This is a genomic window from Priestia sp. J2 (assembly GCF_020790095.1).
Taxonomy (GTDB): Bacteria; Bacillota; Bacilli; order Bacillales; family Bacillaceae_H; genus Priestia; species Priestia zanthoxyli.
Genome location: NZ_CP086208.1, coordinates 1,846,719 through 1,873,688, shown reverse-complemented (window position 1 = coordinate 1,873,688; position 26,970 = coordinate 1,846,719). Strand labels below are relative to the sequence as shown.

Sequence of the window (26,970 nt, the reverse complement as noted above, 5' to 3'; positions counted from 1 at the left end):
ACTAGAGAATTGGATGCAGTTTACCTATTTGTCAGACAAAAACAGCTTAGAAACAAACGCAAAAACTTTCTTCTAAATTGATTTTAAAACAGGACATTTTTCTTTTTTATGGAATTTACTTAAAAGGTATGAGTATTTTCATGAGGAGGAAGAAACGTGAAACGAAAAATGATAGCGCTTACTTTTTCTGCTGCTCTTTGTTTTTCCGCTTCAGGATCTCTTGCTGAAGCTGCTAACAAAACAGATGTCATTCCAAATGCTGATCAATCAGCAGAAACCTATTTTGACGGAGCGAACGGGAACTGGCTGACGACTAAAAACCTGGCTCAATATCAGCAGGCTACGCTCTATGGAAACATCGGGCTTACTCCTTATAACTGGGGAAAAGCTGAAAATGAATCAGGCTGGTATCGAATCAATCAGCCCGCTGCGGTTAAAGGAACGCAAGTAAATGGAATTTTTGAAGACGCTCAATTCGTCATCCGGGTTCCTGATAACTGGAATGGAAAACTTGTGGTAGCCGGCATTCCTGCTACGCGCAACGAAACGTCCACCGATTTATTATTCAGCGATTACGTTCTTAAAAAAGGCTATGCGTTTGCTGCAATTGATAAAGGAACACAAGGAGAAAGTGATCCTACCGATCCTTTTGCTAAAGTAAAAAATGCGCTTGCTAATGAAGACGACAGCGTAGCAGAATGGAATATGCGCTATCGTCAAATGACAAAAGCAGCTCAGCAATACTTGACTACTCATTACTCAGACAAACTAATCAATCCGGCTAATCGAAAAAACCCTGCAAGCGATTTGATTCGAAACGATCATAAAGTACCCACGTATGCAATTGGCATTTCAAACGGCGGATACGTTGTCAGATACGCACTTGAACACGACGATCCAAAACAAACCAAAGAGCCTCGTTTATTTGATGGAGGCGTCGATTGGGAAGGCGTATTGTGGAGTGCAAAAGCGCCAAATTTAATCAGCTCACTAACACCGGTTGTAAACAACGCGGAAGAAGCGCTGTACGGAACGGGAAAAGAGCAGAAAAAAGCTATTAAACAAATGTATAAAGCCGGCCTTCCGAAAGGATCAGAAAAACTGTGGAGTTATCATGATCAAGTGTACTGGGCGGTCACTTTAAACATTTACCGTGACCACTTTGATCCGACAGCTCCAGGAAGAACAAACTGGCACAACTATTTAAACTTTACTTCATCAGGCCTGCGCGACCGTTCATGGGACTACATCTTTGAAAACTATCGCTATCAAACCCGTCCAAAAAGCGTAAAAGAAAATGTAGCAAAAGTAGAAAATACGGGCGATATCGATGTGCCTCTTATCAGTATGACTGGCTCTCTCGATTCACTTATCTTCCCGTCTATTCACGCCGAAGGCTATGAAAAACTCGTTAAAAAAGCTGGCAAGGCAAATCTTCATCGCCTTTATACTGTGAAAAACGGAAATCACGTTGATAGCTTAGTGTGGAATAAACAAACGGATCCAAATCAAGAGCTTCAGCCCCTGCTCCCATATGCTCATCAATCTTTTGATTTGTTAGTAGACTGGGTAGAAAATAAAAAAGCAGCGCCTGCAAGTAAAGATATTAAAGCACCAAAAGACAGCCTTAAAGTCATCGACATAAAATCTGGACGAGAAGTAGATCCCCGCTGAGGCTGAGACATAACGAAATGAATTCAGCCTAAAGGCGAACAAATGAGATACATGAGCTGGACTGCTTGTGACACCGAAGTTGATTTCCGTGCAAGACTTCGCTTTCTGCGGGCGGCCGCTGAGCCTCCTCGTCGCTTGCGCTCCTGCGGGGTCTCACCTGATCCGCTTTTTCCGCAGGAGCCTTTACCTTGCCCTCCAATCAACTGCTAGAGGGAACGAAACAGATAAAACGATATGTACCATCACAAAAAAACGAACCACTATTCAACATGTTGATTAGTGGTTCGTTTTTCACTTGGGCTAAAATACGTTTGTCCTAGCCTCAGTCTTCATAATAATCAAGATAGAGATGACCCGCTGAGTCTGCTTGCCCTAAAAATACTTTGTCGACTGCAGCACCTTTCTCTTTGAGCTGTTCTTTAACCCACGCTACGCTATACCCCAGCTCATGAACCGCTTCTTTCATTATATTTCCGTCCATGATAATCGTTTGAGGTAATCTTGTATGTTCTTCTTTCAGTACTAAATCTTCACGCGTAACGTTCTGCTTTTCTTTTTTTAACAGCACGCTTAATTCGCCGTTTGTTTCGAGCATGGCAAAAGCGACGTCTTCCACATAAAAGATGTCTTTTTTCCGAAGCTGTTCCATGAGCTCATCTACGGTATATTTTTCTTTTTTTACATTTTCCTCAAGAATTTTTCCTTCTTTAATGAGGATCGTCGTCGTCCCTTCCACCGCTTTTCGAAAGCTAATACTTTTTAACGATACGTTTGAGACAAAAATAAGAAACGATGCCCACACTAAAATCGCGACTACCCCATGACTTGCCTGTAAATCTACGTCCATTGAAATGGTTCCCGCAATATCTCCAATCGTAATGCCAACGATATATTCAAAAAAAGAAAGTTTGGATAACTGTTTTTTTCCTAACAGCTTTGTAATAAAAAACAAGCCAAGTAAAATCAGCACCGAACGAAGTACTACTTCCATCCAATGATTCAACGCATGCACCTTCTTTACTAAAATTGATGTATCTTTTATTTTGTGCATATTTGTATGTATCAAAGCAGATTTTCATCTTCCATTATTTACATACCTTTCACGGCAGGTTAGAGTAGAAAGAAGTAGGAAACAAATTGGGGGACTTATGATGAACGATGAAGTGTTAACCATATTTAACAACCAACAGCAGCGCATAGGAACAGCGTCTCGCAAAGAAGTTCATGAAAAAGGCTATTGGCACGAAGCGTTTCACTGCTGGTTTGTCAGCCGCGAAAATGATATAGACTATATTTATTTCCAAATTCGCAGCGAGCAAAAGCAAGATTACCCCGGTGCACTCGATATCACAGCTGCCGGACATTTGCTTCATACAGAAACCGCTGAGGACGGTGTAAGAGAAATTCACGAAGAGCTCGGCGTCAACATTTCATTTGATGAATTGCTTCCTTTAGATGTCTTTAAATACGAAGTATCTCAGCCGCACTATGTTGATAAAGAATTTGCACATGTATTTTTATACTACAGCTCTCACCCTCTTAGTGCGTTTACGTTGCAGCAAGAAGAAGTATCAGGACTTGTAAAAGCGCCTTTTTCTAACTTTTGCGAACTGTGGCTTGGAAATCAAACAGAACTGATCATTGAAGGGATAACAAATGAAAAAGAGCCAATTCACCGTACAGCACATAAAAGTGAATTGGCTCCCCATCCCAAAGCTTACTATAAAACAATTATTGCATGTATTAGTCAGCAGCTGAATTCAGCAAAAAAAGCTTAGAATCCTAAGCTTTTTTTGCTGAAAAAATCATATATGTTGCACTGCCAAGCGCAACAAGCTTGCCGCTGCTGTCTTCAATTTTCACTTCTCCAACAGCAAGCGTTTTGCCGCGGTGAGACAATGTAGACTTTGCAACTAAATATTCGCCTATACCCGGCCTTGTGTAATTTACTTTTAACTCAACTGTACTGGCACTTTCCTCCTCAGAAAGAGAAGAACGCACAGCCGAACCAACAGCCGCGTCGATAAGCGTGGCAATAACGCCTCCATGAACCGTTCCTCTTCCTTGCAGAAGCTGCGGTTGAATCGTAATTTTCAACTCTGCATATCCTTTTTCAAGCAGCGTTTCTTCAATGCCAATATAATCCCAAAACGGAATCATCCCTTTACTCGTTCGTTTCATTAATCTCATCCTTTACATAAATAAGCTATGTAGGAAATTCTAGAAAGGCTGGAAAACTCCTGTTTTTACATACAAAAAGCGCCTGCTCTTTATCTTTAGCAAGCGCTTTTTATTTCTCTACTTTTCAAATAAAAACTGCACTTTGTTTTCTTTCCATTCTAACTTCGCATTAAAGGTCTTATCACCTTTTTTAAAGCCTTCAATCAAGTCTGTCTGCCCTTCGCCTAACAGTTTTTTTAAATTAGCCTGCGTGACTGTTTTACCTAAAATCTTTTTCGATACGGTAAACGTACATTTTGTTTTTACATAGTTTGAGCATCCGTAAAATGAACCTTTATCGACTACTTTTCCGTCGCAAAGCTTACATGGACCAAACGATTTAGAGGAAAAACTTTTACCTTTTCCCTTGCCTATTCGCTGAATGGATTCAGTGTCGTATCCGCTGAAATTCCACTTGCTTTCTGCTTCGACAGCGTCTTCAATAATTTTAGCTGACAGTTTCTTTGTTTGTTCCATAAAAGTAGCGGCCGATGCTGCTCCTTGCCCAATTTCAGCTAGACGCTGCTCCCACTTAGCCGTCATTTCTGGTGAAGCTAAAATTTTATCTCCAATCGCGTCAATCAATACCTTTCCTTTATCAGTCGCAAACACTTGGTTTTTTTTCACATCAATATATTTACGATCTTTAAGCATTGTAATGATTCCAGCGCGCGTAGCTTCTGTTCCTAAGCCTTCTGACTTTGCTAAAATTTTCTCCAGCTCATCATTATCTAAATGCTTACCCGCTGTCTTCATCAATGTAATCAACTGACCTTCGGTGTAGCGTTTTGGAGGCTGTGTTTTGCCTTCTTTTACGTCTACTTTAATAACTTTACCTTCTTCGCCTTCTTGAACATTAGGAAGAATAACGTCGTCATCTTTCTCATTTTGAAAAATTACCTTACGCCAGCCTTCTTGAATTTGCTGCTTTCCTTTTGAAATAAAAGCGGCTCGCTTTTCCACAAGTGTCGTAATGGTTGTATAGTCGAAAATCGCTTTTTCGTAGTGTGCCGCAATTAGACGTCTTACGACTAAGTCGTAAATTTTCTGTTCGTCTCCTGACAGTTTGCTAGGGTCCTTCACTTGTTCCGTTGGAATGATCGCATAGTGATCGCTCACTTTTTTTGCATTTACGTAGCGTTTATTTCCTAAAATTGAAGGGTAAGGAAGCGGAAATAAATGCTCATATTCAGAAAAAGCACTCAGCTTTTCTAAAATCTCAGGAAACGTTTCCGCTTCGCCTTCTGTTACGTAGTTTGAGTCTGATCGTGGATAAGAAACAATTCCTTTCTGGTACAGCCCTTGCAGCACATCAAGCGTCTTTTTAGGTGAAAACTTAAACGCTTTATTCGCCGTTGCTTGAAGTGATGATAAGTTAAATAATAAAGGCGGCTGGAACTCTTTTCGCTCCGTTACGAGTTCATGAACTTCCGCGTCTTTGCCTTCGCAAAACTGAGCAATTTTATACGCCATTTCTTTTTCTTTAAGACGCGACTCTCCGTCTTGATGCCATTTGCCTTCATACTTCTTTCCTTCAATATCAAACTTAGCAAGCACTTCCCAAAAAGGCTCTGATTTAAAATTATCAATTTCTTTTTCACGCTTTACAATCAAAGCAAGCGTTGGTGTCTGCACGCGTCCTGCTGAAAAAACATCTGACATGCCATGCTTTTTTAACAAGATGCTATACACGCGTGAAGCATTCATCCCAACGACCCAATCCGCACATGCTCTTGTATATGCTTCATAATAAAGGTTGCGCGTGTCGCTTTCGTCTTTTAACTGTTGAAATCCATCATAAATGGCTTTTGGTGTTAAAGAAGAAATCCACAACCGTTTCATCGGCTTATGCACACCTGAGAGCTGGATGATATTACGGACGATTAATTCTCCTTCCCGCCCCGCATCTCCCGCATGTATAATTTCTGTGACCGTCGGCTTTTTAAGCAGCTTTTTTACCACTTGAAACTGCTTCGCTTTTGAGCGCGTCACTTCATATTGAAAACGGTCTGGAATCATCGGCAGCGTGTCAATTGACCACTTTTTCCACTCCGGCTTATAATCTTCCGGACTTACAAGCTGACATAAATGCCCCACTGCCCACGTTACATATGCTCCGTCTGTAAACACTTCATTCGGTGGAATCTCTAAATAGCCGTCGTGACGCTTCGGCTTGAACTGTGAAGCGAGCGTCGATCCTTGATCCGGCTTTTCTGCTAGCACTAATACTTTCCCCATTTTTAAGTCAATCTCCTTTTCTACAGAATTTAAAAGGTATAAGTATTGATTGACCTTTCTAAAAGTCAAACAAGTCTCAATATAAGCATCAATAACTGAAAATAATCTCTTCAAGTAATTTATTTTTAAATTTCAAATATTATTTTCTCTCTTCAATAGGAAAATCTTTCATACACGGATCCGTTACAATATCACTTAGAGAAGTATGCATCTCAATTTTCTATTATTGCTTTATTAAAACACTTTCCTAAAATTTAAAATAACCTATTATTACCACATGTAGCGTTTCTAATTTTTTTATCAGCTATAATATTATAAAGTAAAGTAAACAATAATGCTTGTAAATTGTCGATGATTCACTTTATTAAACAAGTATTTTTAAGGATAATATAAGAAGATACATTAGAGATAAAAAGATGTACTTATTTAAATAACCAAAATAAAGAAGCCTTATCTTACAGAAGACAGACTTCTTTATTTTTATTACTGATATATTACTATCGTAACTTCAAAAGCCTTATTCCAAGTTCAACAAAACCTCTATTTATAGCAGACTTTGGAATAAATCTCTATTTGTGTTTACTTCCGGCAAACGATGATTTGAAATATAGTCTCTCCAATCGTTTAACCTTTCACCTACAATCGTAGATTTGTTTTTGGTAACACAAGCAATCATCTTTGCTAAACTAGAAATTAATTCAAAATCTTCCTGTGTTAAAGTCTTAAAGTAGTCTTCTTTGACCTTTTTCAAATAATTATTAACATAATTAATAATGAAATTACAATCATTATCATTAATTACTGACGGAATATTTTTAAATACAAGATAAAGTACGTTAGTCGCTATTTTTAGCACTTCACCTGCACCATATTTCATCATATTGAATAACTCTGTTTTTATAACCGTATAATCTCTTTCAACCTCTCCTCTTTCCATAAATACTAAATAATCATATAAAATATTGCCTAGCATTTCTACCTTTGAAGTGTCACCATCAAAGAAATCAGATAACAAGTCTTTTAAAGAATAGTTGAGATCAACTTTTAACCTATCCAGGCAAGGAACCAAATACGCAGATACGTCAGGCCTTCTCTTATTAATTTCAACATATATTTGTTTCGCTTTAAATTTATCTTTTTCACTTAAATAATTCTCAGGAATAGTGCCCCATATATTATTTTTTAAGACTGTAATTATTGGAATTATGTAATCTCTATCTGGAATTAAAGAATCTGTTTTTCTTGAATTTATTAACACCCCTTCTTTTTGAGAATCCCACCATAAATAAAATTTTTGCAACCATTCTTCATATAATGTAAAATTTGAGATTTCTTTTTCTATAATACCTATATAATCAGGTAGAATCCCTTTTAATTCATTAAAGTAATCTAATAACGTAAAATTATCGCTAATTAAACCGTTTTGATAAAAAGTAGGGATATCCTTATTTATAAATTCATCCTTTGTCTCCTTACTTATTAACCCTTTTGAATTAATAAGCTTATCAAATGTGGCACTGAATACAAAATCACTTATACCTTGATCTTTATCTTTGGGAAGTAGCTGGATAATAGATATGAAATCTTTATAGTATTTTTCTGGGAGACTGTTACCTAAAGCAAGAAAGGTTAACCTAATTAGAGCACTTTCTTTAATACTATAATCACTCTCTTTATTAAGTTTCTTTAATAACTTCAACAATGTTTCTTCAGAAATACTCATCCCATGCACTTTCTCTTTTATTGAAAAAATTTCAATAAAAGGCTCGAAGAAACTTCTTTTATAAATAGATTTATCTTTATGCTTTTGGCTAATAATCTTAGTACTTATTAATTGCTCACAAAACACTTTAGAATCCTCATTACCTTTTGCAAAAATAAACCTTTTTATTACTTTACTTAAAACATTCTTGTCCAACATTTGAAAGCTTTCTCTTTCATTAATAAACTTAATAATTAGTATATCAAGTTCTTTCTGGACTTCTAGTGGGAGCGCAAAATATATTCTAGATAAAACCTCTAAAGACGTATAAATATTTACATTGCTTTTAGTTTCATTGATAAATGTATTTTTAGCTATAGTTACAAGTATATTAAGATTATAGTCACTTAATTTATACACAACTTCCCTTGAATAAATTTTATCTATATTTTTCGCAGTTGCACGTGCTATTCTTTTAATTTGAGAGTATATTGGATGATTTATATCTAAGTTTTCAAGTGCTAAGTTATATCGACTTTCATTATTTATGAATAAATTAAATGCCTCTTGTATTTCGGATACAGCAAATGAATCTAAGATTTCTTGTTTTATAGGGTCCCCAAAACTCGTTAAAGAGCTCTCTACTCCAGGATCAAACTCTCTTTTTTTGCTAGTTCCAAAAGTTTTCTCATATTTTTTTATAGATATAATGGTTCTTTCGAATTCCTTGTTAGCGTTACAATGCTTACTACTTAGATACCTCAACCTATCGTAACCATAATCATCGTTACCTATAATTCTATTACGATGGTATAAAGCTATACTTTCTAGAGAAAGTAATCGAAAATCATTTGACTTAATCGCTAGTAAACTTCTAATTGTTTGTAGATATTCTTCAAACATTTTTTGTGCTTTGCTTTTTTCATTGATTCTATAAAATATTGACCCCTTCTTAATTCCCCACTCTATCTCTTTTGAGCTTACAAGCCATTCATTCATAAGTTCTTCAACTGCACTTATATCATTGAAATTCAAACTGTATAGTATTTGCTCATACGCAAATCTATGTTGCTGCTCTTTATTTAAATTAAGCTCTTTTAACAAACCTCTATATTTATTAAAATCTTCAATATTACAATCTAGCCTAGCTTCTTTCAATAACCGAAGTATTAGTGGAAATAACTCTTCGCATATTTTTTCTTGATTTTGTTGATCAATTATTTGTTGAAATTTCTCATGTATATGCGAATCAAAAGGAATAGAGAACTTCTCGTAACACCATAGAACCTCATTTATAAAATCTGTAACCTGGTTATTCAATTCTCTTATATCACTTATAAAATCATATAAAGATACGCGAATTAAATTAGCATATTTTCTCCTAATTTCATCTGGCATTACTACCCATCCTGGGTAGGTCTCTCGGTTATATTTTAAATCATTTATATTAGTACTTCCGTAACTCATATGTGGCCACTTAGTTTTTTCTTCTCTTTTTCTATACGATAAAAATTCAAACAAGTCAGCGAACATGGAATAAAATGGTCTTTCACAATCTTTGTATAATTCTTCAAAATCTATTAAAGTAATCCCCTTTTCCTCAAGTTCAGATTTGCGATGTTTTTGTCCATATCCTATCATATAGATCTTTGGCATATGTTCCCCTAAGTTCTCTAATACCCAAGTTGTCCACTTATTAAAGTTTGGGTCTTCACCGGAAAATCCAATTAATACAAATGTAGTTTCCATAATGGATTGCTGGACCATATTTACGAAAGGGCTAAATTTTTCAGGGTACTCATTATAGTCATTAGATGTGAAAATAAATGGTCTATGAGCCGGAAAGCTCCCATGTAACTTAATAATACGAGGTTGAATAGAACTAGGGATGTCACTAATATCGTAAATAACTTCATAATTTCGTTCATATATAAGCTTTTTTGCACGTTCTAATAAAGTATCATAATTTGTAGTGTACACATCAGACCAAGGTAACTGTAATAAGTTATAGTGTAGTTGATCTGGCTCATAATTTTCGTCTGGAATTGCCTCTTTTAAAATTTCATCTAAACTTGCTCGGCCGTATTCTTTAACATATATTTGACCAATCTCTAAAACATCCTTATATTCTATATCAAAATGATGTGTTAAGTCTTGAACTAGCCTATTTTTCAAGTCATTCCAGACTGCCATGCCTTCAAAAGAACCTTCAATCTTTTTAGCATTTAAGCTAAAACCTGCACCGACCATCAGTGATACTCCACTTTTTTTATCGTTTGCCCACAGTTTATCACGGATATTTTTTAGATGTGGATACATTACTAAGTTTTCTTCAAATAATTTTTCAGGGTCTTTATTCAACCTTATTCGCTCCTAACCAAAACTGGGTTTATATAATATTAAAAGTAATTCATTAATTGGAGAAATAGAGTGTAAGATTCCGATTACTTTCTATAATTAACATAATAGTGACTAAAGAAAGAACTTCATTACAATCTATATTTTCTATTCTAAACTCCACTTAATACTTCCTTTTTCACTTTCATGTCAAGATTATTTTCTTTAAAATTCAAGAGAAATATTTACTTCTTGGTATTCTATAACCAAAAATAATGTCTTATTAATTTTCTTAATAATCGTAATCATCTTCTTCAAATGCTTGGTTTTTAATTTCAAAATTCACAACATTATTTTTTGTTGTTTCTAATAACGAAGGGCTCTCAAATATACGTTTCTTATATTCTTCAATATAAGCAGCTGGATTTCCAAAGGTTTCGGATAAAGCACAATTTAACATTTCCGATCTTACATCGTTTCCCTTCATAATCTCTTCCAAATTCTTATTATCAACAATAATATTATAAAATAAGCTATCCAATAAAATTTGTTGACTGTTATTAATTTGCTGTAGCTTTTGTATCTCTGTAGTCTGTGCTTCAATTCTATTGATGTAATTTTGACTATTACTATGTAGTTGGTTAATTTTACTTAATATTCTATCCAATAAATCATTATAAGGCGCAAGGTATTTTGTCAGAGAAGGTTTATCACCGTAATGTTTTTCAACAACATCTAGAATATCAAAAACATCTAGCTCTTCTTTTTCTGACAAATAAATTGTTCTTTTTTTCACTATATTATATTCATCTACCAAGTGCTTACCTTTAGTTTTCCACCAAGTATATCCAGGATAGAAGTCTATTTTACCATTATTAAAGTTAGTCTTCACAAACTCATATATATTTTTATATGTTATTTTAGACTTCGTATTAAATTCCTCATCATATTCAACGATTAATTTCCTCAATACTTTTTCCTTATTTACATCATGTAGAATGCCTTTAGTCCCACTCCTATTCAATCTCCCCAACCCCTAGCATAGATTTTAATTTAGCAACTCTTTGAATTCCTTCCTGAATTTCTCTAGACAATGAAGTTAAATCATCTTTCAACTTATAGCTCTCATTTAGCTCATCTCCGAGTTGCTTCTGAAAAAGGCTCTTTAGAAAACCGACCTTATCTTTTGTTTCTTTATACAATGAACGTAAATCATTACTAATAAAATTCCTTTTCTCTTCTAGCTCATCGGATGATATATACCAATGTTTACAAAAATAACAACCTACATGTTTCCAATTCGCACTAGGACAAGGCATACTTTCGTCTGTACAATAACCAAGATTCAATTTTATATAGCTTTCTTCCTCATTTTTTTTCACGTTTGCATTTATATAATTTTTTTTATTCTGATTTTCAAAGAAGTCTTTAATAGATGGATGTATTGCTAATTCTTTTTCATTGTTGGAATTAGAAGAATTATTTCGATATTTCACTAAGTCTGCTTCTATTTTTTTTATTTCAGTATCCATCCAACTATCCATGTGATTATAGTAGCCATATTGAGTATTCTCCGTAATATGCCCAGCCAACCTTTGAATTTCAACTTTATCGTAACCTTGCATCATCATGTTAATAATAGCTATATGTCTTAAATCTCCTGCTTTGATTAAAGTTTCTACCTTACCTTTAGAATCTTCGCACTCGAATGATACTGTGTGATTTAGTTTAGTAGAGTAAGAATTTGTTGATACACCATTTATAGAATTAATATTAATCTTAAATCTTTTGTGCAATATATTCCGGTAAAAGCTCGCCAATGTTCTATTCAAATCATTATAATTAAACATATAATTTTCAATGTTAGGTAGTTTTTTATGGTTAGGAAAATAATGATTGTATGCTCTATACGAAATTAAGTACCTTGAAAAACCATAATTTTCTGATATCTCTTTATAATGTTGAAAAAGATTATATAAATTTTCAGGGATAGGCAACGTATCGTAAGTTGATATAACTCTATATATTCCTTTTCTATCATGCTTCATTCGTGGAAATGTTATATAGTAACTATCTTCTTTATAAAATAAGCAATCTCTATCAATATGACAGAATTCGATTACTCTTAGAGGTATAATTGCAGTTAAGTTCCACCACAAAATTAAGGGATAATATTTTAATAGTTCTTCGCTTCTTTCTTTTAATTCTTCTTCAAACCAATAATCCAAATAACTTTTTATTGTAAGGACATCTTTAAAAGCTGGTAGTTTTTTATACTTTTTTTCTTTTTTTAAGTTGGTTTTTATTTCATCAAGCCTTTTAATAAGTTCTATAGATTCTTTACTATTATAAAAGCGTAAAAAATCTGCAAAATCTGTAACAAATATCAGAGCAGCTGCATTTGATACAATACTATAGTTAAACTGTCCTTCTTTATTAATTCGAATAAGTTTAGAATACTTTAGATTTATAAGTAATTCGTCTGGTTTTTTTAAAAATCTTGTATATAATAAAGCACAAGTTATATTAGTAAATTTATGTTTAGCAATGGAAATGGAAGTCTCATTTAATTTTTTAGCTAGCCAACATTTTAAAACTATCAATACCGTTTTTTCTTCATTTTTTTCAAAAGTAAGAGATTCATAAATCTTGTTGAAATCAAACATTATTAGACTTCGGGTATATCTTTCTTTAAAAACCCACTTATTATTTTCAAAATTAGCAGCCACTTTTTCAACTCTTTGATCTTTATAAGACGTTAATAACTCCTCTGCTTCTACGATGTCCATACCAATATCCGTACTTTTAATTACTATATCTTCTTTTTCTATATTTTCTAGATTAAATATTAATGTATCAGTTTTTCTTTTCCCCATTTTCATCCCCCTGTAACACTCCCTGTGTTATGAATAATTTTAGATTTTTGTTAGCTAATTTGTTACCTAATAACTTTATTCCTGCTGTTCCTCCTTCAACAAAGCCATCTACTGCCTCTCTTCCAAACTTTTTTCTAGCCTGAGTTACAATGCTATGAAGTAAAAAAAATTGATTTGCAAGCTTGTGCTTTTCCCCTATCGAAGCATTCTCAAATTCAAGTGCAATCTTCTCTATCATAAAGATGTAATTATCCATTATATTTTCTAAAGCATATATGTTAATAATTGAAGCAGCACATGAGTTACATTCAGGAATTTCATCAGCATCTTCATATTTACATTCACTATAAAGGCATTGATAATACCTTTTCTTTGAAGGAAGTATACCTATATTAACTTGATAAAATATGTTGTGAATTTCTTTTAAATTAAATTGATTTAAATATTTTATAACGTCTCCCTTTTGACTACTTATTCGATTTATTAATCCTGCAGTAGCTTCAATTTTCACTACATCACCGAAATTCTTATTTACTTCTAACATATTTTCAGTTTCAGCAGATTTATCAGTTTCACCTTCTAAAATTATATTTGTCAATGCTTGAGTGACAAACCCAAATTGACTTCTCGCAAATAGTTCATCTACCAAATTTTTCACTTGAGAATCTGATAGCTTAATATAATGGTTAATAGTTGTTGTATCACGTAAATGCATTCGTGATACTTGAGCCTCTTTAATCCCTTCTCCCATATGTCTAAGAACAGACCAGATCAAGGTACTAACAGTTCTATTCATCTTTTTATTTTCAAATTTAAAATTGGTAATAAAATCTTTAAAGAACTCTTTATGAGGATTGTATCTCTGAACTAAATGGCTAGATAGCTCTATTAAAGTAAGACTACTGTCAAAGGTTTCTCTTCTACGAAACTCACAAATACTTACAGCGGTTGCAAAGGCTATTTTTAATGGATCTCCAATGTTGAAAACGTCTTCTCCACTAACCCCCGTTTTATTAATTTTCGTTACATATCTACCAATTTGATATATTAAATTGTTGGCATCTTCTTTTGAAGGTTCATTTTCCTCTAACCATTCAAGACTTGTGATAGAAGTTGTGGACAGATTAACTCTTGGTAGTTGCGATAATATTGTTCCATGCCTCCAATTATTGGTCAATTGAATTAAAATGTATAACCAACAACTGTCGTAATTCATGTATTTGGTGTAATCTTTAGTAGTTACAAGTCTTTTCACATCATTTATTGCCTTTTTTTTATGATATGCTACACGATTACTGTGGTTATATAGAGCTTGGTACTCTTCTAAAGAATAAATACCTGTCGTTGTTTCTTTAATTCTTTTAAAATCACGTGGATTATTTAGTCTACTTATTTTGTAGGGGAATGGAAGCTTTTGTAGAGAGAATGTGTCTATGATTTGTTTCAAGAATCTATAAAAATACCTTTGGTAACTCCTTCTAATTTGTAATGTATCATTAAGAAATTTTTGATTAATGTCTTTTTCTGAGTAAGAATATATTTCTCTGTCAAATACTTCAAATATAAGCTCAGTACACCTTGCAAACTGGTTGGTTTCAAATACGATCCTTGATTTGTCTGAGATTCTCGTTTTGATAAAAAATCTCTCTACAAATTGATACCATAATTGTTTTGTATTGTACTGCCTTTTTGTGAATTTAACATGTAATACATGTTCTACCTTATATAGAAAATCTTGAAAAGGATCTTCAATGGATACAGAGTTCATATCTCTATATAGTTTATAATCTCTCCAGAGACTATCAATTTGGTCTTTTTTATACAATTTCATCTGAACCCCATAGTAGGAGATTAATAAAGTCGGAGGATTTACCTTATCTATCTTTCTTCGAACCTTGTCCTCACCTCCCTGCACATAGTGAGCAAAAGAATTATTGTATTTTTCTTGGATTTGTTTTGAAGAGTAGTAATTCTTAGTATAGTGTTCAGTTAAGTGGACTTGAATATTTTGTATTATATCTACTTCCTTTTCATTAAAAAGTTGTCTTTCTCCATACTCGTCAGCGACTCCTAGAGAATTTTCCTTTATTAGTTTCCGTACAGTTTCAGAAGTACATTTCAATTTATCCATAACCTCTTTAAAAGATAAATACCCTAATCTCTCTTTATATTGTTCAAAATTGTATGCCCTCATCCCCCAATTTCTACCATCTGTTTTCACTATATCAATCGTAGATTTTAACTTTTCTGCATCTGTTTTTAGAATAAAGACATCTAATTTATTACCCATATTTACCTCAACTAAGTTTAATTTCTTATAATATTTATAAATGGTATGATTACTTACTGATTCCCTTAACTCTTTTATAAGGTCGCTTTTAAATATCCAATCTTGAAAGAATCGCTCTACGTCTTCCTTAAAATAGATTTCTTGTATATTCTTTTTATATTTCTCCTCGTAACATTTATCTGACAGTTTAATAATTTTTATTTTATAGTTAGAAGGTAAATTTAAGATGTTTCTTCTCAAATTATTAATGAAATAACTATTAGAAGGTTTTTGATTAAACCTTTTTTCTGCTATCTCATATATATTTGTGTAGTTATTAGAATCAAAATCACATTTTAACATTGAATTCTTGTATCTCCTTCCACATTTTTGAATCTCGAGGTAATGCTAGATTCTCTATATACTTATAAGAATCTGGTGCTAACATGTTTAATGCTTTTCGAATATTATAGGTAGCTGTTATAACATCAAAATATGCTTCCATAGATTTTGTCGATCTATCTCCTCGTAACACCGCAGTTTGTTTTTCGTTAAATCCAGCATCCAAACACATATTTGTAAAGACTCCTCTTCCAATATGTGAGCGCCATTTAGTTTCAGAAAAATCCAAATAATCTTGGTATCTTCCCGGCGTTCCTAATAGCATCCCTAAATAGGCATTCTTTAACTTTAAAAACCTCTTGTCATAAGTATCTGCTGACATAGCATTTCCTTCTGTATCATAAAATAATGCATTGGAATGCTTTAACTTTCTTTTCTTTTTAAGGATTACTTCAAAATGATATTTATATAAATAATTTAACATAGGATCAATTAAGCACGCCTGATCTCTTGGATTTTTAACTTGAACTGTTGAAACATTATTAAACCTTGAAAACAACTCATCTTGACGATCCCTGATATGGACTATTAGCCCTTCCACCCCATACTTTTGTCCATTCTGGGATGTCAAGGACATTCTATTTAAATTAATTACTTCACCTTTACGTAGCCCTCCAAATATCTGCAAAGCAACTCCAAAAGCAATATCCGGTGTCTCGTGTTTTGCCACATACAATATTTCACGAATATAATGAAGGCGAATGAGATTTTTACTTTCATTAGATGAGTGACTCTGTGGAACTAAATCTTTTCTCTTCACCTTCTCTCTCAATAGCGTTTCATCTGTTTTTTTATAGATAAAATCTAATTTATATACTTGTCGAATATCCTTTCCCGTTCTTACTGTTATCAATCTGAACTGTGGCTTGTTTTTGAGTATTTTTTCGTCCCATAAATATCTGTAAAACTTAGATAAGATATTCTCCTTAATTTCTAAGGTTTTACTTTTATTACCCTTCTCTTCTACGCAATATTTTAGGTACTCATTTGCATGAGTAACACATAGATCATCTAGCCCCTTGACATTACTATATTTACTGGAGTTTACTCCTACTTTACTCAATATGAAATTTAAAAATGGCACAATAATCTGAGCTACCGTTAATTCCGTATTAACAGATCCAGAAATCCGATGGTATTTTTTAAAAAGAAAATGAGTTAAAGGATGCGGAAATATTTCTTTAGTTTCTTTGTTTTGTATTCCAATGATAAATGCAGGAGTATTTATCACATCTCCTTCCTGTTTTCTATGATACTTTATAGCTTTCCACACAAACCTATAATTGTTAGTTTTCACACATCTCACCTCTGGATATAAAAATATTTAAAATTAAGATTAATATATTCAAAAAATTCAGTTTTCCGCAAGCGGATTAGTGTAAACAATTCTATACATCGTGCGTGTTATTTATCTAAACTGTAACCCAATATCTTCATAAATTCAGCATCTTTTTGATATTCTTCATTTATAAAATAGTTGAGTTCAGGTTTCTTCAATAAAAACCATTCTGTGGATTCAAAGAGTGGATGCCGACAATGTTTGAATTTTCTTTTAAGATAAGATTCTAAATTAAGGGCATTGAAACTTTCAATTAATTTTATCTCTTGAAAATCACTAGATGCAAATTTCTTTTCGTAAACCTCCTTGGCTCTTAAATACCGATTTTGTAAGTTATTTTTAGTTACACCAATTTTAAAAGTATCATTTTGGTAGCTACCATAAATATATAATAAATGATACATCCCATAGGTTTTTAGTAATTTGAAATCATAATGAATTTGATTAAATGATTTCAAAAATGTATAAGTCTTACCAGGAAATACTCTATTAATAACAAACTCTTCAAAATTTATGTACTTATGTTTCTCTATAAATTTAATTTCATTACAGAATTTTTTGAAAGAGTACTTTCTTTGAATTTTTCTCTTGTCCTTTAGTATTTGAAAAAGTACCTCTACTTCTACAACTCTTTCTTTATACTTTTCAAACCTTTTGTATAAACTAAGGTAATGTAACTCCTGTAAAATACTTTCAATATAATTTATATCTCCCTCTTCAATTGACTTAGCATTCCAAATATAACCTTCATAGTAATTTTTCCATTTGTCGAGATAATCATTAATTTCTTCTAATATCCTTTTTGCGTCTGTATCAAGTTTAAAATTATTTTTGTAAAAACAACTTTCATATTCAGCTAGTAATATTTTAATTTGATAAATTAGCTTTACTCTTCTTATTTTTTGATTCCCCATTATTAATAATTTTTTAATAAGAACCAAAGTATCTTCTATAAAAACCAATAAATATTTCCTTGACTTATATTTAAAATCTTGATTTTTGGAGCTTTGATAATTAACAAGAATAGATAACCTAGAAATATCAGCTTCCTGTTGAATGACCTTTTCTTTGTATAGGTAGTTTGAACTCACTAAATGTTTATTCCGATCTATCAACAGCCTGCACTTTTCAATAAGTCTTGTATTCTCTAATTCTATTTTCTGTAACTCACTACTCTTACTGTTTAATTCATTTGAAACCAACTCTTTAGATTTTCTCACAGTTATAAGTTCATCTTGTAAGCGACTAATTATGTTTTTCATCTTTGTATAAAGATACATTAACATTCCCCCCCTTTAATAACTATATTTTATTAAATTTCCTCTCTGTAGACTATAGTCTGTAGAAGAAAACCTCCTGCTCTTTAAAAATAAAAATTACATACTTTTAAGGGCGTGGTTTTTTGGAGATTGAACAGGCATTTGGAATTGTAATAAAAAAACATCGTCTAGAACGGTCAATGAGTCAAGAGAATTTAGCTTTTGAAGCAGGTTTAGATCGTACATTTATAAGCCTTTTAGAGAGAGGCAAACGGAGACCTACAGTTAATACACTCTTTTTAATTTCCAGAGTATTTGAAATAAAACCTCATGAAATTGTTAAAGAGGTAGAGAACCTTTTATATAAACATAAAAATTAAAGAAGCCTTTGTATAATTTAAAAAGGCTTCTCATTTTTAATAAAAAAATATTCTTTTCCTAGTTCTAAAATTCTTAATTTATAAATCGTTTAAATTAGCTAATATATCTTTTATTTCCTGTACTAGAATAGTATTGTCAACCTTCCTTGTTTCAATAAAACTACTAGTCATTCCATTATCCCGAATTTTATCAATCCATACGGTTGCTTGCTCTCGAGAAAAACCTTTTTCTAATAAAGAATAAAAGATATAAGCGTATTCATTACTGATGTTAGTGTTAAACACTATTGGGTCATCAGTATTTATAGTTACTTTAATAGAATCTGCACCTGCAATAACCTGATTTAAGTTATGGATGTAATGATCAAAAATGTGCTTTAATTCACCTATAGCTATATTCGAAGAAGGGTTAGTTTCTACTACGATGCCTTCTTTTGAAATTTTTTTCTTAATAAATTCTTGTATAGATTCAATCATAATAACCTCTTCATCGTCAATTTCAATTTGAATTGGTTTATTTAACCGTTCACTATAGTAACTGCAATGTTCCGCATATTTCAAGCTATCTATACTCCAATTTTCTTTATCAGTTGTACCTAAGAGCGGACATTTTACTTGAGAGCAATTATATTCCTCCATGTTTTCCCAATCCAACTCATTAAATTTTCTTTTATAGTTTTTCCATAACATATAGATATCTAACCCATCTAGAGTATTAAAAATAGCCTCTGCAATTTTTAATATCTTAAACTCTAATTTTTCAATATGCATCTTTAAATTATATTCTCGATTAAGTCCCCATATCCATAAGAGATTATCTAAATATTCATGTTTAGGTAGAATTACAACTTTATGTTTATCAGCCCATACCTTTGGTGAAATGCCTAAAACGATACCATGTCCTATTCTATCTCCAGAACGATATTGAAAGTGCTCTATAACTTCATCTATGTGACGCAGGCCCGTTGCCATATGTCTAAAGTCTTCCCCAACATGATATGTAAAACCTAAGTTTCTAATTGGTTTGACTGGAGAGTCATAATAAACTAATTTATGAGAATCGCTATTCCTAGCCCTTTTGTAGATCTTCGAAAAAACCCATGGTTCAGTGTTAGTTTCTAAGTTAGCTGCATCAATTCCGACAAGGTAATCTGCTAGACCTGGTACAGTTTCTCTCAATATATTTATAGCTTCCATTTCCATATGATAACGGTTTTGTAATTCATAGAAGTATATTTTTTTCTTATCTTCTTCTCGACAATTCAAACTTAGTGAGTTATCTTCTTCTTTAATAAAATGTATTACAATTCCTATTTGAGGAGCCGTTCTTCCTTCTAAACTACAATCCTCAATTAATTGTTTATATGCTTCAAAAAATGATTTTAATTTCTTGACCAAAGAGTAAATTTTTTCACTTACTGTTTGCCCTTTTCCTACGGTTATTCTTAATTCTAACTTTTTAATACTTGATTTATGGACTATAGTATGAAGTATTAATCCCCATTTACCTACATCAGATTCATCTATTTCCACTGTATCCGTAGCACGCTCAATATAAGATTTAAAATACTCTAGGCCTTTAATATTATTCTTTTGAATTTCTAGTTTAAATCTTTCATTTCTAATTCGAACATATTGCCAAAATAATTTATGGAAAAGGTGGTCATTTTTGTTTATAAACTTCATATATTTTAAACACTTAAAAATAAATACATTTTCAACTGTTGTATATTCTCCATATGAATCTATAACACTATGAAGAATATCTTTAACAGCAAGATATGTGTTCCATCGCGAATTATCATGAGGCATTCTTAGTTCTATATTTAATATATCCTTTACCCCTTCATATAAATAATAATAGTACTCGCTTCTCTTTCTCAACTTTTCTCCCGTTGCTAGAATGTTAAGGAAAGATAAAGTACTCACCTCTTCTTTTCCATCAACCATTATTTTAACAAAAAAATTATTATAAAAATTATAAAGGCTTAGTTCTTCCGGAACGGTTGCTTGTTCATTATACTTCAAAAAATTACCTAACAATAACCTTAGGGAGGCTACAGCTAGAGTGTACTTGTAGAGATCAAAATCAATGCTCATTAATTCATTTGTATGCAAAGAATTATTTTGAATTGATTCAGATATATATTTTCTTGTAGGTGACATTAAGGTTTGCCAATTTAAAGTAAAATGTCCTCCTGCACTAAAATGCATATGGGTTTCACTCATACCTTTTTGCAAGATTTGATTTAGTTCAATATCTTCCAAACTAACATGTGAATGGTATCCCTTTAAATAACGTTCATCTATCATTCCATTATCAAGTAGGTAAATAATAACTAGAATATCTGTAGTAAAGATACGGTTTAGTGAATTCCATAGTGCCACTTTATATATACCTTTATAAGGACCTAATAAATCTTCCTCTTCTTTACTTTCCCAGTATTTAAGAGAAATTTTTCCGTTTCTGTGGGTAATAAATACTCTACTTAATTCATTCAATAAATTCATATAGAAAAGAGAAGAATTCATCCCGTCTCGATTATTTTCTGAAAATTCGTTATCAGGAAAATAGTACTTTTTAGTAAGTAACTTTACTTCATCAAGATTATTTACCCTATTATTACGTGTAATAATAGGGTAAATAACTTTTAATAGCTTTTTAAAATAATTCTCTCTATGTCTTCCATTAAGGTTCTCTCCATTAAAATATTTTTCAATAACATCATTTTCATAAAAAGCATATTCATTGAAAGGAGTTGTTAATATCTTCAATTGCAATTCAATTTTATCGTTTAGCATTTTATTCCACCTTACTTAAGAGACAACATCTTTTCTAAAAAACGTACAAATCTTGTTTGTTTTTTATTACTTTTTTCACTATCAATGAAATCAGTTAACTCTTTTTTCAACTTCCTAAAATATGCTGTAGCACTTTCTTCATTAATTCTTCTATTTTCTACTAGAATCTTTATATAAATATAGGGAATAGTTATTTCACTTAGGGCTGGGATAGTTATCGTATGAATTTTATTTTCTTCAACACGTTTACTGGACAATGCGTTTACTTGATCTTCTAAACTATCTATGAATCTATGAAGTATATTTCTGTAATTTCTCCCAAGATTTCTCGTGTCGTGAAATTGTTTTAATTCTCTAAGTATTTCTATAGCATTTTCTATACGAATTCCATTATATTTACGAAGAGATAAATTATATCGCTCGAAAGCTTCTCCAATGTCCTCTGCTCTCCGAGAAAGTGCTCTTAAGAAGGTATCCTCTTCTTCATTCAATTTTAAAACTAAATATTCTTCATTAGAACTCTCTTCTGCACCCTCAAAATCATCGTCTTTAATTAAGAAAGCCTTTGCCTCCTCAATCCCTTCCTCATATATCTTTAAAATTTCTGATAATACGTTCGTCTCTGATTTTAAAACTTTCTTTACATCTTTCTTTCCTACAACTGCTTCTATCTGTTGGTAAATAGAGCTTAGCAAATAATCTTTAAATCTTTGTTGTAAAATGTAAGATACTTCAGAAGATTCCTCTCCCCTAAAGTAATTATATTGATTTATAACATTAAGTTGGCTTTCTACTTCATCCTTGTTTGATTGAGTCCTTCTAATCTGTTTATTTAGAAGTTTGACTCTATTATTTAAATCTACAATTTGCTTTTTCCTTCCTTCAATATCCAGTGGTAAATGCGCTTTTAACAGGCTACTTTCTTGTTCTTCTATAAAATATCTTCTGATGAAGTTAATACTATCCTGTCTTGGTAAAGTATGTTTATCTTTTACAAATAGTCCTACTCTCGTAAAAGCATCTAGACTATCTCCAATCAACTCTTCAAACTCCAAAGAGGATTTTTTTGGGTCAAATACTATTAAAGGTTCTTGAGATATTTGATTACCATTGTCATCAACCCACTTTTCTGAGGAGATATTTCTTCCAACGGTAAAACCTAGTTTGAATAATTCCCATTCTTCTTTACGTAACTTATCTTGAGTAAAAGTCTCTAAATCTTTAATTTTGCTTAACATTTTCTTTCTAATCTCAATTAGTCTTTCCTGATTCTTAATATTTTCAAGTTCTTCTTGTGTAACTTTTATTCGATTAATAACGGAACTTAATTCTTCATTAATAGTGTTTAATTGATTATCTAAAGAATCTCTTTCCCGAATCATCTTTTCTAAATTAGAACCTATTTTAACAAGATGCCTTATAGAATCTTGTGAAACACTACTAAAGTCTCCATAAGTTACTTTAAGATTTTCAAACTGTTTATCTAATTCGCCTATTAAGTTCTTCTCGCTTATCAAATTTCCACTGAGCATATGAAGTCTTTGATATTGATTTAAGAAACCTAATTTATTATCCACTGAGTAAATGACGTTGTAATAAATGTCTTTGTATGATTTTCCATTGTTCTTTATGAAAAGTACTTTATCACTTACCCAATGCTCGTCCTTTTGAAATAAAAGTTGAAATAAATGTATTAAATTTAAATTCTCTAAATCATAAGCCCTTACATTAGAATTATCTATATTAGCTACCATTGATTTATTTAAAGTTTCAAAATAGATTTGCTCTAATGCTTTTGTTCCCTTATTATTTTCACTGAACATTTTGTTAGTGTTTAAAGGAAGTTTATTATCAAATGCGGAATACATTCGTAATAACAAGCCATTATCCTCTATATTGGGGAAAAGGCCCTCTGTTTTATGGTTCAGAATTCTAGATAATAAATTTCCAGAAGAATAATTTAAATAGCTTGGCATCGCAATTTTTATTAATCTTTCAAAAAATAAACAGAGTATATATAACGTAGTAAACTCTGTTATTACTAAAGATTCTTCGTTGCTATTTATACATTCATTAATGAACATCTCTAAAAGTAGGTCATAGTTAATATAAACTAAAGACTTTATATCATTATTAACATGACTCATTTCATTTATAATTATAATATCTTCTATATTTTCTTTATATTTTTGGAGCTTAACAGAAGAATTTAAAAGGATTTGTAGAAATCTATTTATATCGCTAATATCCCATGTTTGATTTTCGTTTAAATGAACTTTTTGATATAAATAATAATACGGGTTTATTAATCCCCTTGGATTATCATCAAAAATTTCAAAGAAAGCATAGGGAATTTTTTCATTATTTAAAAGAAAATTATTTTCACTTTCTTTTATGTCCCATGTGAATTTATTACCTTTGTTTTCAATTCGAGCAAGCAAGTTGGATAAACTTGGTCCGTTCGCCTCATTTTCTTGAGAAAATTCATATGAAAAGTTACTTTTATCTGTATTAGTTAGCTTTTTCATGTAAAATCTAAAAGAAGGTGGTAAAACCTTTTTTAGGTATTCTTGACTTCTTTCTTTCCTCAACTCTAATGCCGAAAAAAGCTTTATTTTCTGATTCTGCAGCTGCTGACTAGAAATGAATACTTCATTATAGTCTTTACTTTTTACTCCCTCTTTTCGAAGGAACTCTAGACAAACTATCTCTGAAAACACTTTAAAGTCTCCTGACACAAAGACTACTATGTTAGGATGATTAAGGTAGTTTCTTATGGTTTCCAATACTTCAGGACACCTATGCGCACTTATATCCACATCGTCAAAGAATATTAAAATTAAAGGCTCAATTTCTTTATTAACATTAACCTCCTTCTGAGCTTTTATTAAAGTATTAACAAAAGCATTAAAATCTACTATTAATGACTGATCAGCTTGAGTCATCTTTGCTTTATCATTAATATACTCTTTAGTACCTTCATCCCGTTTTAGAATTTTATTTAAGTATACTTCCTTTCTAATCTCGTAAGTTCTTCTTAATTTCTTAAACTTTTTTTGCAATTCGCTATCTTCGTTATCTATGCATCTATTTAAACCATTATAGACAATATCTCTTCTCTCTCTACTTTTTAACCGCGGATGAAGTCTATCTACATACTCTTCTAAATAAGATATGATCCATCCCAAAGTATCACTTGTTTCTCCCATGTTATCAGGCACAATCAGAGGTAGAGTGATGTCTTCTTCTAAGTTGTGTACTTGTTTTAAAGTTAAGAATACTGAAGTTTTTCCCGAACCTCGTTCACCTAATATAGACATAACATTATCAAAATTTGAATACATTTCGTATTTTTGATAATCATCTATTGTGGTGTTCTCTAATTTCTTATTAAATTTTTTTGCTTCTTCTCTAAACCGGCTAATTTGGTTATTTATTTTTGGATAGTTGGGTAAAAGAACCGTAGCTTGTTTTGAAGTTAGAATTCTAGAACCAATTTTTATATTTTCATCTGAATACATGACTTGCCTCCATAAGATTTCATATAATTTAATTAACTGCCATTCACTACAAGGATTTAGAGCTGATTAAGTAGATACTTTATTTTGATTAGTTAGAGTTGAATTAAGTTGCAAAGCCTGTTTAATAGCGACTATATTCTAAACAGATTGCACGTTTCATTAGGTTTTGACATATTTATCATATATAAAAGAGTTAAATTATTCTATTAGAAAAAAATTCTTCAAACTGACTTTCTATGTTCTCACGGATTAAATTCTTGAATTCAAATTCGCAAAATACTTTTGATAAGTTACCCATAACATTATCACCTTTTTCTATCCATAAAATTGAAAATGTTTTTCTAGGGATTAATTTTATTTAAACTCTCTGCTTACTGGCTACACTCAAGGTGAACTTTTTTAAACTTGTATAACCTTTCAATTTTTTATATTTCAAGCAATTTAGAAGCTTTTCTTAAATGATTTTTTTAGAAAACAAACTGCTCTTTTGTTTCTGCTTATTAAATTACTATGAGTAGTTCCTTTAAACCTTTCTTTTACTAGGCTGTTGAAAAACTTCTAACGCTTGAATATTCTCTCTTGTAAAATAAGAAACAGAACTATTCATGTAGGAATTTAAGTCTATTCTTTTTAGTCATAATCTATTATTTTATAGTATTTTATATTTATTAACTATATTTTCCTCTATATCATATATACCACAACTATTTATTTAAATCTCTATTTTTCACAAATTAACAGTGCTTTTATTGTCAACCTACTCACATGAAAATACCTAAAATTTACATGCTTAAAAATTTTAGAAATCATAGTTTGAATTATATTAAATAAACATTATTTATATTAGTGCACTTTTTTACTTATCAATCCACAGGATACGGGAAGTAAGACTATACTGGAGTTCTTTCTAAACTCATAGACAATTTTAATTAAAAAGTATAAGTAATATAATGACTTTTTATTATCTATGAATTAAATCCATATGCCTGATTGTAAACCTTCAAATAAATAATTTATACTATTTTTTTGGATTATAATGTAATATAAAAGTAACCTCTTTCCAACTAGAAATGCTATCATATGAACTACACAATGTATAATTGTAAAGATTCACTAAAGAAAGGATAATTTCTAGAGAACAAATAGTGGTTGGATTCAATATGCTACAAATAGGGCAATTACAATTTAGAAAGGATGTATAAATTTAAGGTGTTTAGAATATTTAAAAGTAAAAAAAAGTATATCGAAAAGTTAGAATCTGATATTCATAACTCTGACATAACTATCAAGACTCAACTCACAGAGATTATAAGTTTAAGAAATGAAAATATTTTTCTATCAAATCTATTAGAAAATACTATCAATATCTCAAAATCTTCAACAAGATACCAACTATTAAAAACTTTAAATATAACTAAAGACAATATTAATAACCTTGTTCTTATATATATAGAAAATTATAAGAACCATATTACTTTCCATCTAAAGGATGGTTACACAAAAAATCGACAATCAGATTTATCTATTACTATTGTTGTTGATTCTAATAATAATTTTGAAATTCTTTCAATTCCTGATAAGAGAAATTATGGCTCAGGATATGGTTCAGTCCTAATGGAAGAAGTCATAAGCCTTGCTCATCAAACGGGTGTAAAAGAGATATACGGAACATTAACTGCCCCCAAAGACCAAGAACACAAAAAAAGATTAATTGGTTTCTATCAAACTAAATTTAAATTTAATATCAAGTTTAGTAAAGGGACAAACCCAGGAACGTTATATAAAAAATTATAATTTATAGTTCTATATTGGAGTTAATAGCTTTAATTAAAGTTATTACTTACATATTATTTTGTACCTACCGATACGATATATTTCTGCAAAAACAAATAAAAGTCTTCCTACTTATTAGTAAGAAGACTTTTATTTGTAAAATATTCCATCCTATACT

General features: G+C 31.4%; 16 protein-coding genes. 4 read left to right on the top strand and 12 right to left on the bottom strand.

Translation table 11 applies throughout. The features are described 5' to 3' along the window. The first annotated feature begins 156 nt into the window (after window positions 1–156). Window positions 157–1,674 (top strand): alpha/beta hydrolase, encoded by a 1,518-nt coding sequence (locus LJY09_RS09360; RefSeq protein ID WP_228307690.1) that lies wholly within the window; start codon window positions 157–159, stop codon window positions 1,672–1,674. Between the two features lie 23 nt (window positions 1,675–1,697). Here the strand turns inward: LJY09_RS09360 and LJY09_RS09355 are convergent, their stop codons facing one another. Both LJY09_RS09355 and LJY09_RS09350 read right to left on the bottom strand, forming a co-directional pair. Beyond that, window positions 1,698–1,877: a hypothetical protein gene (locus LJY09_RS09355; protein WP_081732878.1), complete on the bottom strand. Its 180-nt coding sequence runs from the start codon at window positions 1,875–1,877 to the stop codon at window positions 1,698–1,700. A 119-nt stretch (window positions 1,878–1,996) separates the two neighbouring features. Next, window positions 1,997–2,686 carry a DUF421 domain-containing protein gene (locus LJY09_RS09350; protein ID WP_228123063.1) on the bottom strand — a complete coding sequence of 230 codons (690 nt, stop codon included), beginning with the start codon at window positions 2,684–2,686 and terminating at the stop codon, window positions 1,997–1,999. A gap of 136 nt (window positions 2,687–2,822) precedes the next feature. Between LJY09_RS09350 and LJY09_RS09345 the strand changes: the two genes are divergently transcribed. Further along, window positions 2,823–3,452, top strand: coding sequence for an NUDIX hydrolase (locus LJY09_RS09345; RefSeq protein WP_028413672.1), 630 nt, complete (start codon window positions 2,823–2,825; stop codon window positions 3,450–3,452). A gap of 4 nt (window positions 3,453–3,456) precedes the next feature. Here the strand turns inward: LJY09_RS09345 and LJY09_RS09340 are convergent, their stop codons facing one another. The 8 genes from LJY09_RS09340 to LJY09_RS09305 all read right to left on the bottom strand — a co-directional run bounded on the left by LJY09_RS09340 (window position 3,457) and on the right by LJY09_RS09305 (window position 18,337). After that, a complete protein-coding gene (locus tag LJY09_RS09340; protein ID WP_098626762.1) occupies window positions 3,457–3,855 on the bottom strand; it encodes a PaaI family thioesterase in 399 nt (132 codons plus the stop codon). Window positions 3,856–3,972: 117 nt separating this feature from the next. Further along, entirely contained in the window at window positions 3,973–6,132 is a 2,160-nt protein-coding gene (locus tag LJY09_RS09335) for a DNA topoisomerase III (RefSeq protein ID WP_228307689.1), read from the bottom strand. A 544-nt stretch (window positions 6,133–6,676) separates the two neighbouring features. After that, window positions 6,677–10,195, bottom strand: a complete 3,519-nt coding sequence (locus LJY09_RS09330; protein ID WP_228307688.1) for an SIR2 family NAD-dependent protein deacylase — start codon at window positions 10,193–10,195, stop codon at window positions 6,677–6,679. A 268-nt stretch (window positions 10,196–10,463) separates the two neighbouring features. Next, window positions 10,464–11,195, bottom strand: a complete 732-nt coding sequence (locus LJY09_RS09325) for a hypothetical protein (protein ID WP_221818152.1) — start codon at window positions 11,193–11,195, stop codon at window positions 10,464–10,466. Next, window positions 11,188–13,047, bottom strand: coding sequence for a hypothetical protein (locus LJY09_RS09320; RefSeq protein ID WP_221818153.1), 1,860 nt, complete (start codon window positions 13,045–13,047; stop codon window positions 11,188–11,190). The genes LJY09_RS09325 and LJY09_RS09320 overlap by 8 nt, the downstream gene beginning before the upstream one ends. Beyond that, window positions 13,028–15,679 carry a DNA-binding protein gene (locus LJY09_RS09315; protein ID WP_228307687.1) on the bottom strand — a complete coding sequence of 884 codons (2,652 nt, stop codon included), beginning with the start codon at window positions 15,677–15,679 and terminating at the stop codon, window positions 13,028–13,030. The genes LJY09_RS09320 and LJY09_RS09315 overlap by 20 nt, the downstream gene beginning before the upstream one ends. Next, window positions 15,666–17,015, bottom strand: coding sequence for a hypothetical protein (locus LJY09_RS09310; RefSeq protein WP_228307686.1), 1,350 nt, complete (start codon window positions 17,013–17,015; stop codon window positions 15,666–15,668). The genes LJY09_RS09315 and LJY09_RS09310 overlap by 14 nt, the downstream gene beginning before the upstream one ends. Before the next feature lie 107 nt (window positions 17,016–17,122). Beyond that, a complete protein-coding gene (locus tag LJY09_RS09305) occupies window positions 17,123–18,337 on the bottom strand; it encodes a GIY-YIG nuclease family protein (protein WP_221818156.1) in 1,215 nt (404 codons plus the stop codon). Between the two features lie 122 nt (window positions 18,338–18,459). On the opposite strand from LJY09_RS09305, the gene LJY09_RS09300 reads away from it, so the two are divergent. Further along, window positions 18,460–18,696, top strand: a complete 237-nt coding sequence (locus LJY09_RS09300; protein ID WP_221818157.1) for a helix-turn-helix domain-containing protein — start codon at window positions 18,460–18,462, stop codon at window positions 18,694–18,696. A gap of 78 nt (window positions 18,697–18,774) precedes the next feature. Here LJY09_RS09300 and LJY09_RS09295 read toward each other — a convergent pair whose 3' ends face one another. Further along, entirely contained in the window at window positions 18,775–21,498 is a 2,724-nt protein-coding gene (locus LJY09_RS09295) for an amidohydrolase family protein (RefSeq protein WP_221818158.1), read from the bottom strand. Window positions 21,499–21,509: 11 nt separating this feature from the next. Next, window positions 21,510–25,019: a hypothetical protein gene (locus LJY09_RS09290; RefSeq protein ID WP_221818159.1), complete on the bottom strand. Its 3,510-nt coding sequence runs from the start codon at window positions 25,017–25,019 to the stop codon at window positions 21,510–21,512. 1,209 nt (window positions 25,020–26,228) lie between these two features. Between LJY09_RS09290 and LJY09_RS09285 the strand changes: the two genes are divergently transcribed. After that, window positions 26,229–26,813 (top strand): GNAT family N-acetyltransferase, encoded by a 585-nt coding sequence (locus LJY09_RS09285; RefSeq protein WP_221818160.1) that lies wholly within the window; start codon window positions 26,229–26,231, stop codon window positions 26,811–26,813. Window positions 26,814–26,970 lie beyond the last annotated feature (157 nt).

Excerpts from the sequence above, each read along its gene's own strand:
- LJY09_RS09345 (WP_028413672.1), top strand. The coding sequence starts at position 2,823 with ATGATGAACGATGAAGTGTTAACCATATTTAACAACCAACAGCAGCGC.
- LJY09_RS09340 (WP_098626762.1), bottom strand. The coding sequence starts at position 3,855 with ATGAAACGAACGAGTAAAGGGATGATTCCGTTTTGGGATTATATTGGC.
- LJY09_RS09335 (WP_228307689.1), bottom strand. The coding sequence starts at position 6,132 with ATGGGGAAAGTATTAGTGCTAGCAGAAAAGCCGGATCAAGGATCGACG.
- LJY09_RS09320 (WP_221818153.1), bottom strand. The coding sequence starts at position 13,047 with ATGGGGAAAAGAAAAACTGATACATTAATATTTAATCTAGAAAATATA.
- LJY09_RS09315 (WP_228307687.1), bottom strand. The coding sequence starts at position 15,679 with ATGTTAAAATGTGATTTTGATTCTAATAACTACACAAATATATATGAG.
- LJY09_RS09305 (WP_221818156.1), bottom strand. The coding sequence starts at position 18,337 with ATGTATCTTTATACAAAGATGAAAAACATAATTAGTCGCTTACAAGAT.
- LJY09_RS09295 (WP_221818158.1), bottom strand. The coding sequence starts at position 21,498 with ATGCTAAACGATAAAATTGAATTGCAATTGAAGATATTAACAACTCCT.
- LJY09_RS09290 (WP_221818159.1), bottom strand. The coding sequence starts at position 25,019 with ATGTATTCAGATGAAAATATAAAAATTGGTTCTAGAATTCTAACTTCA.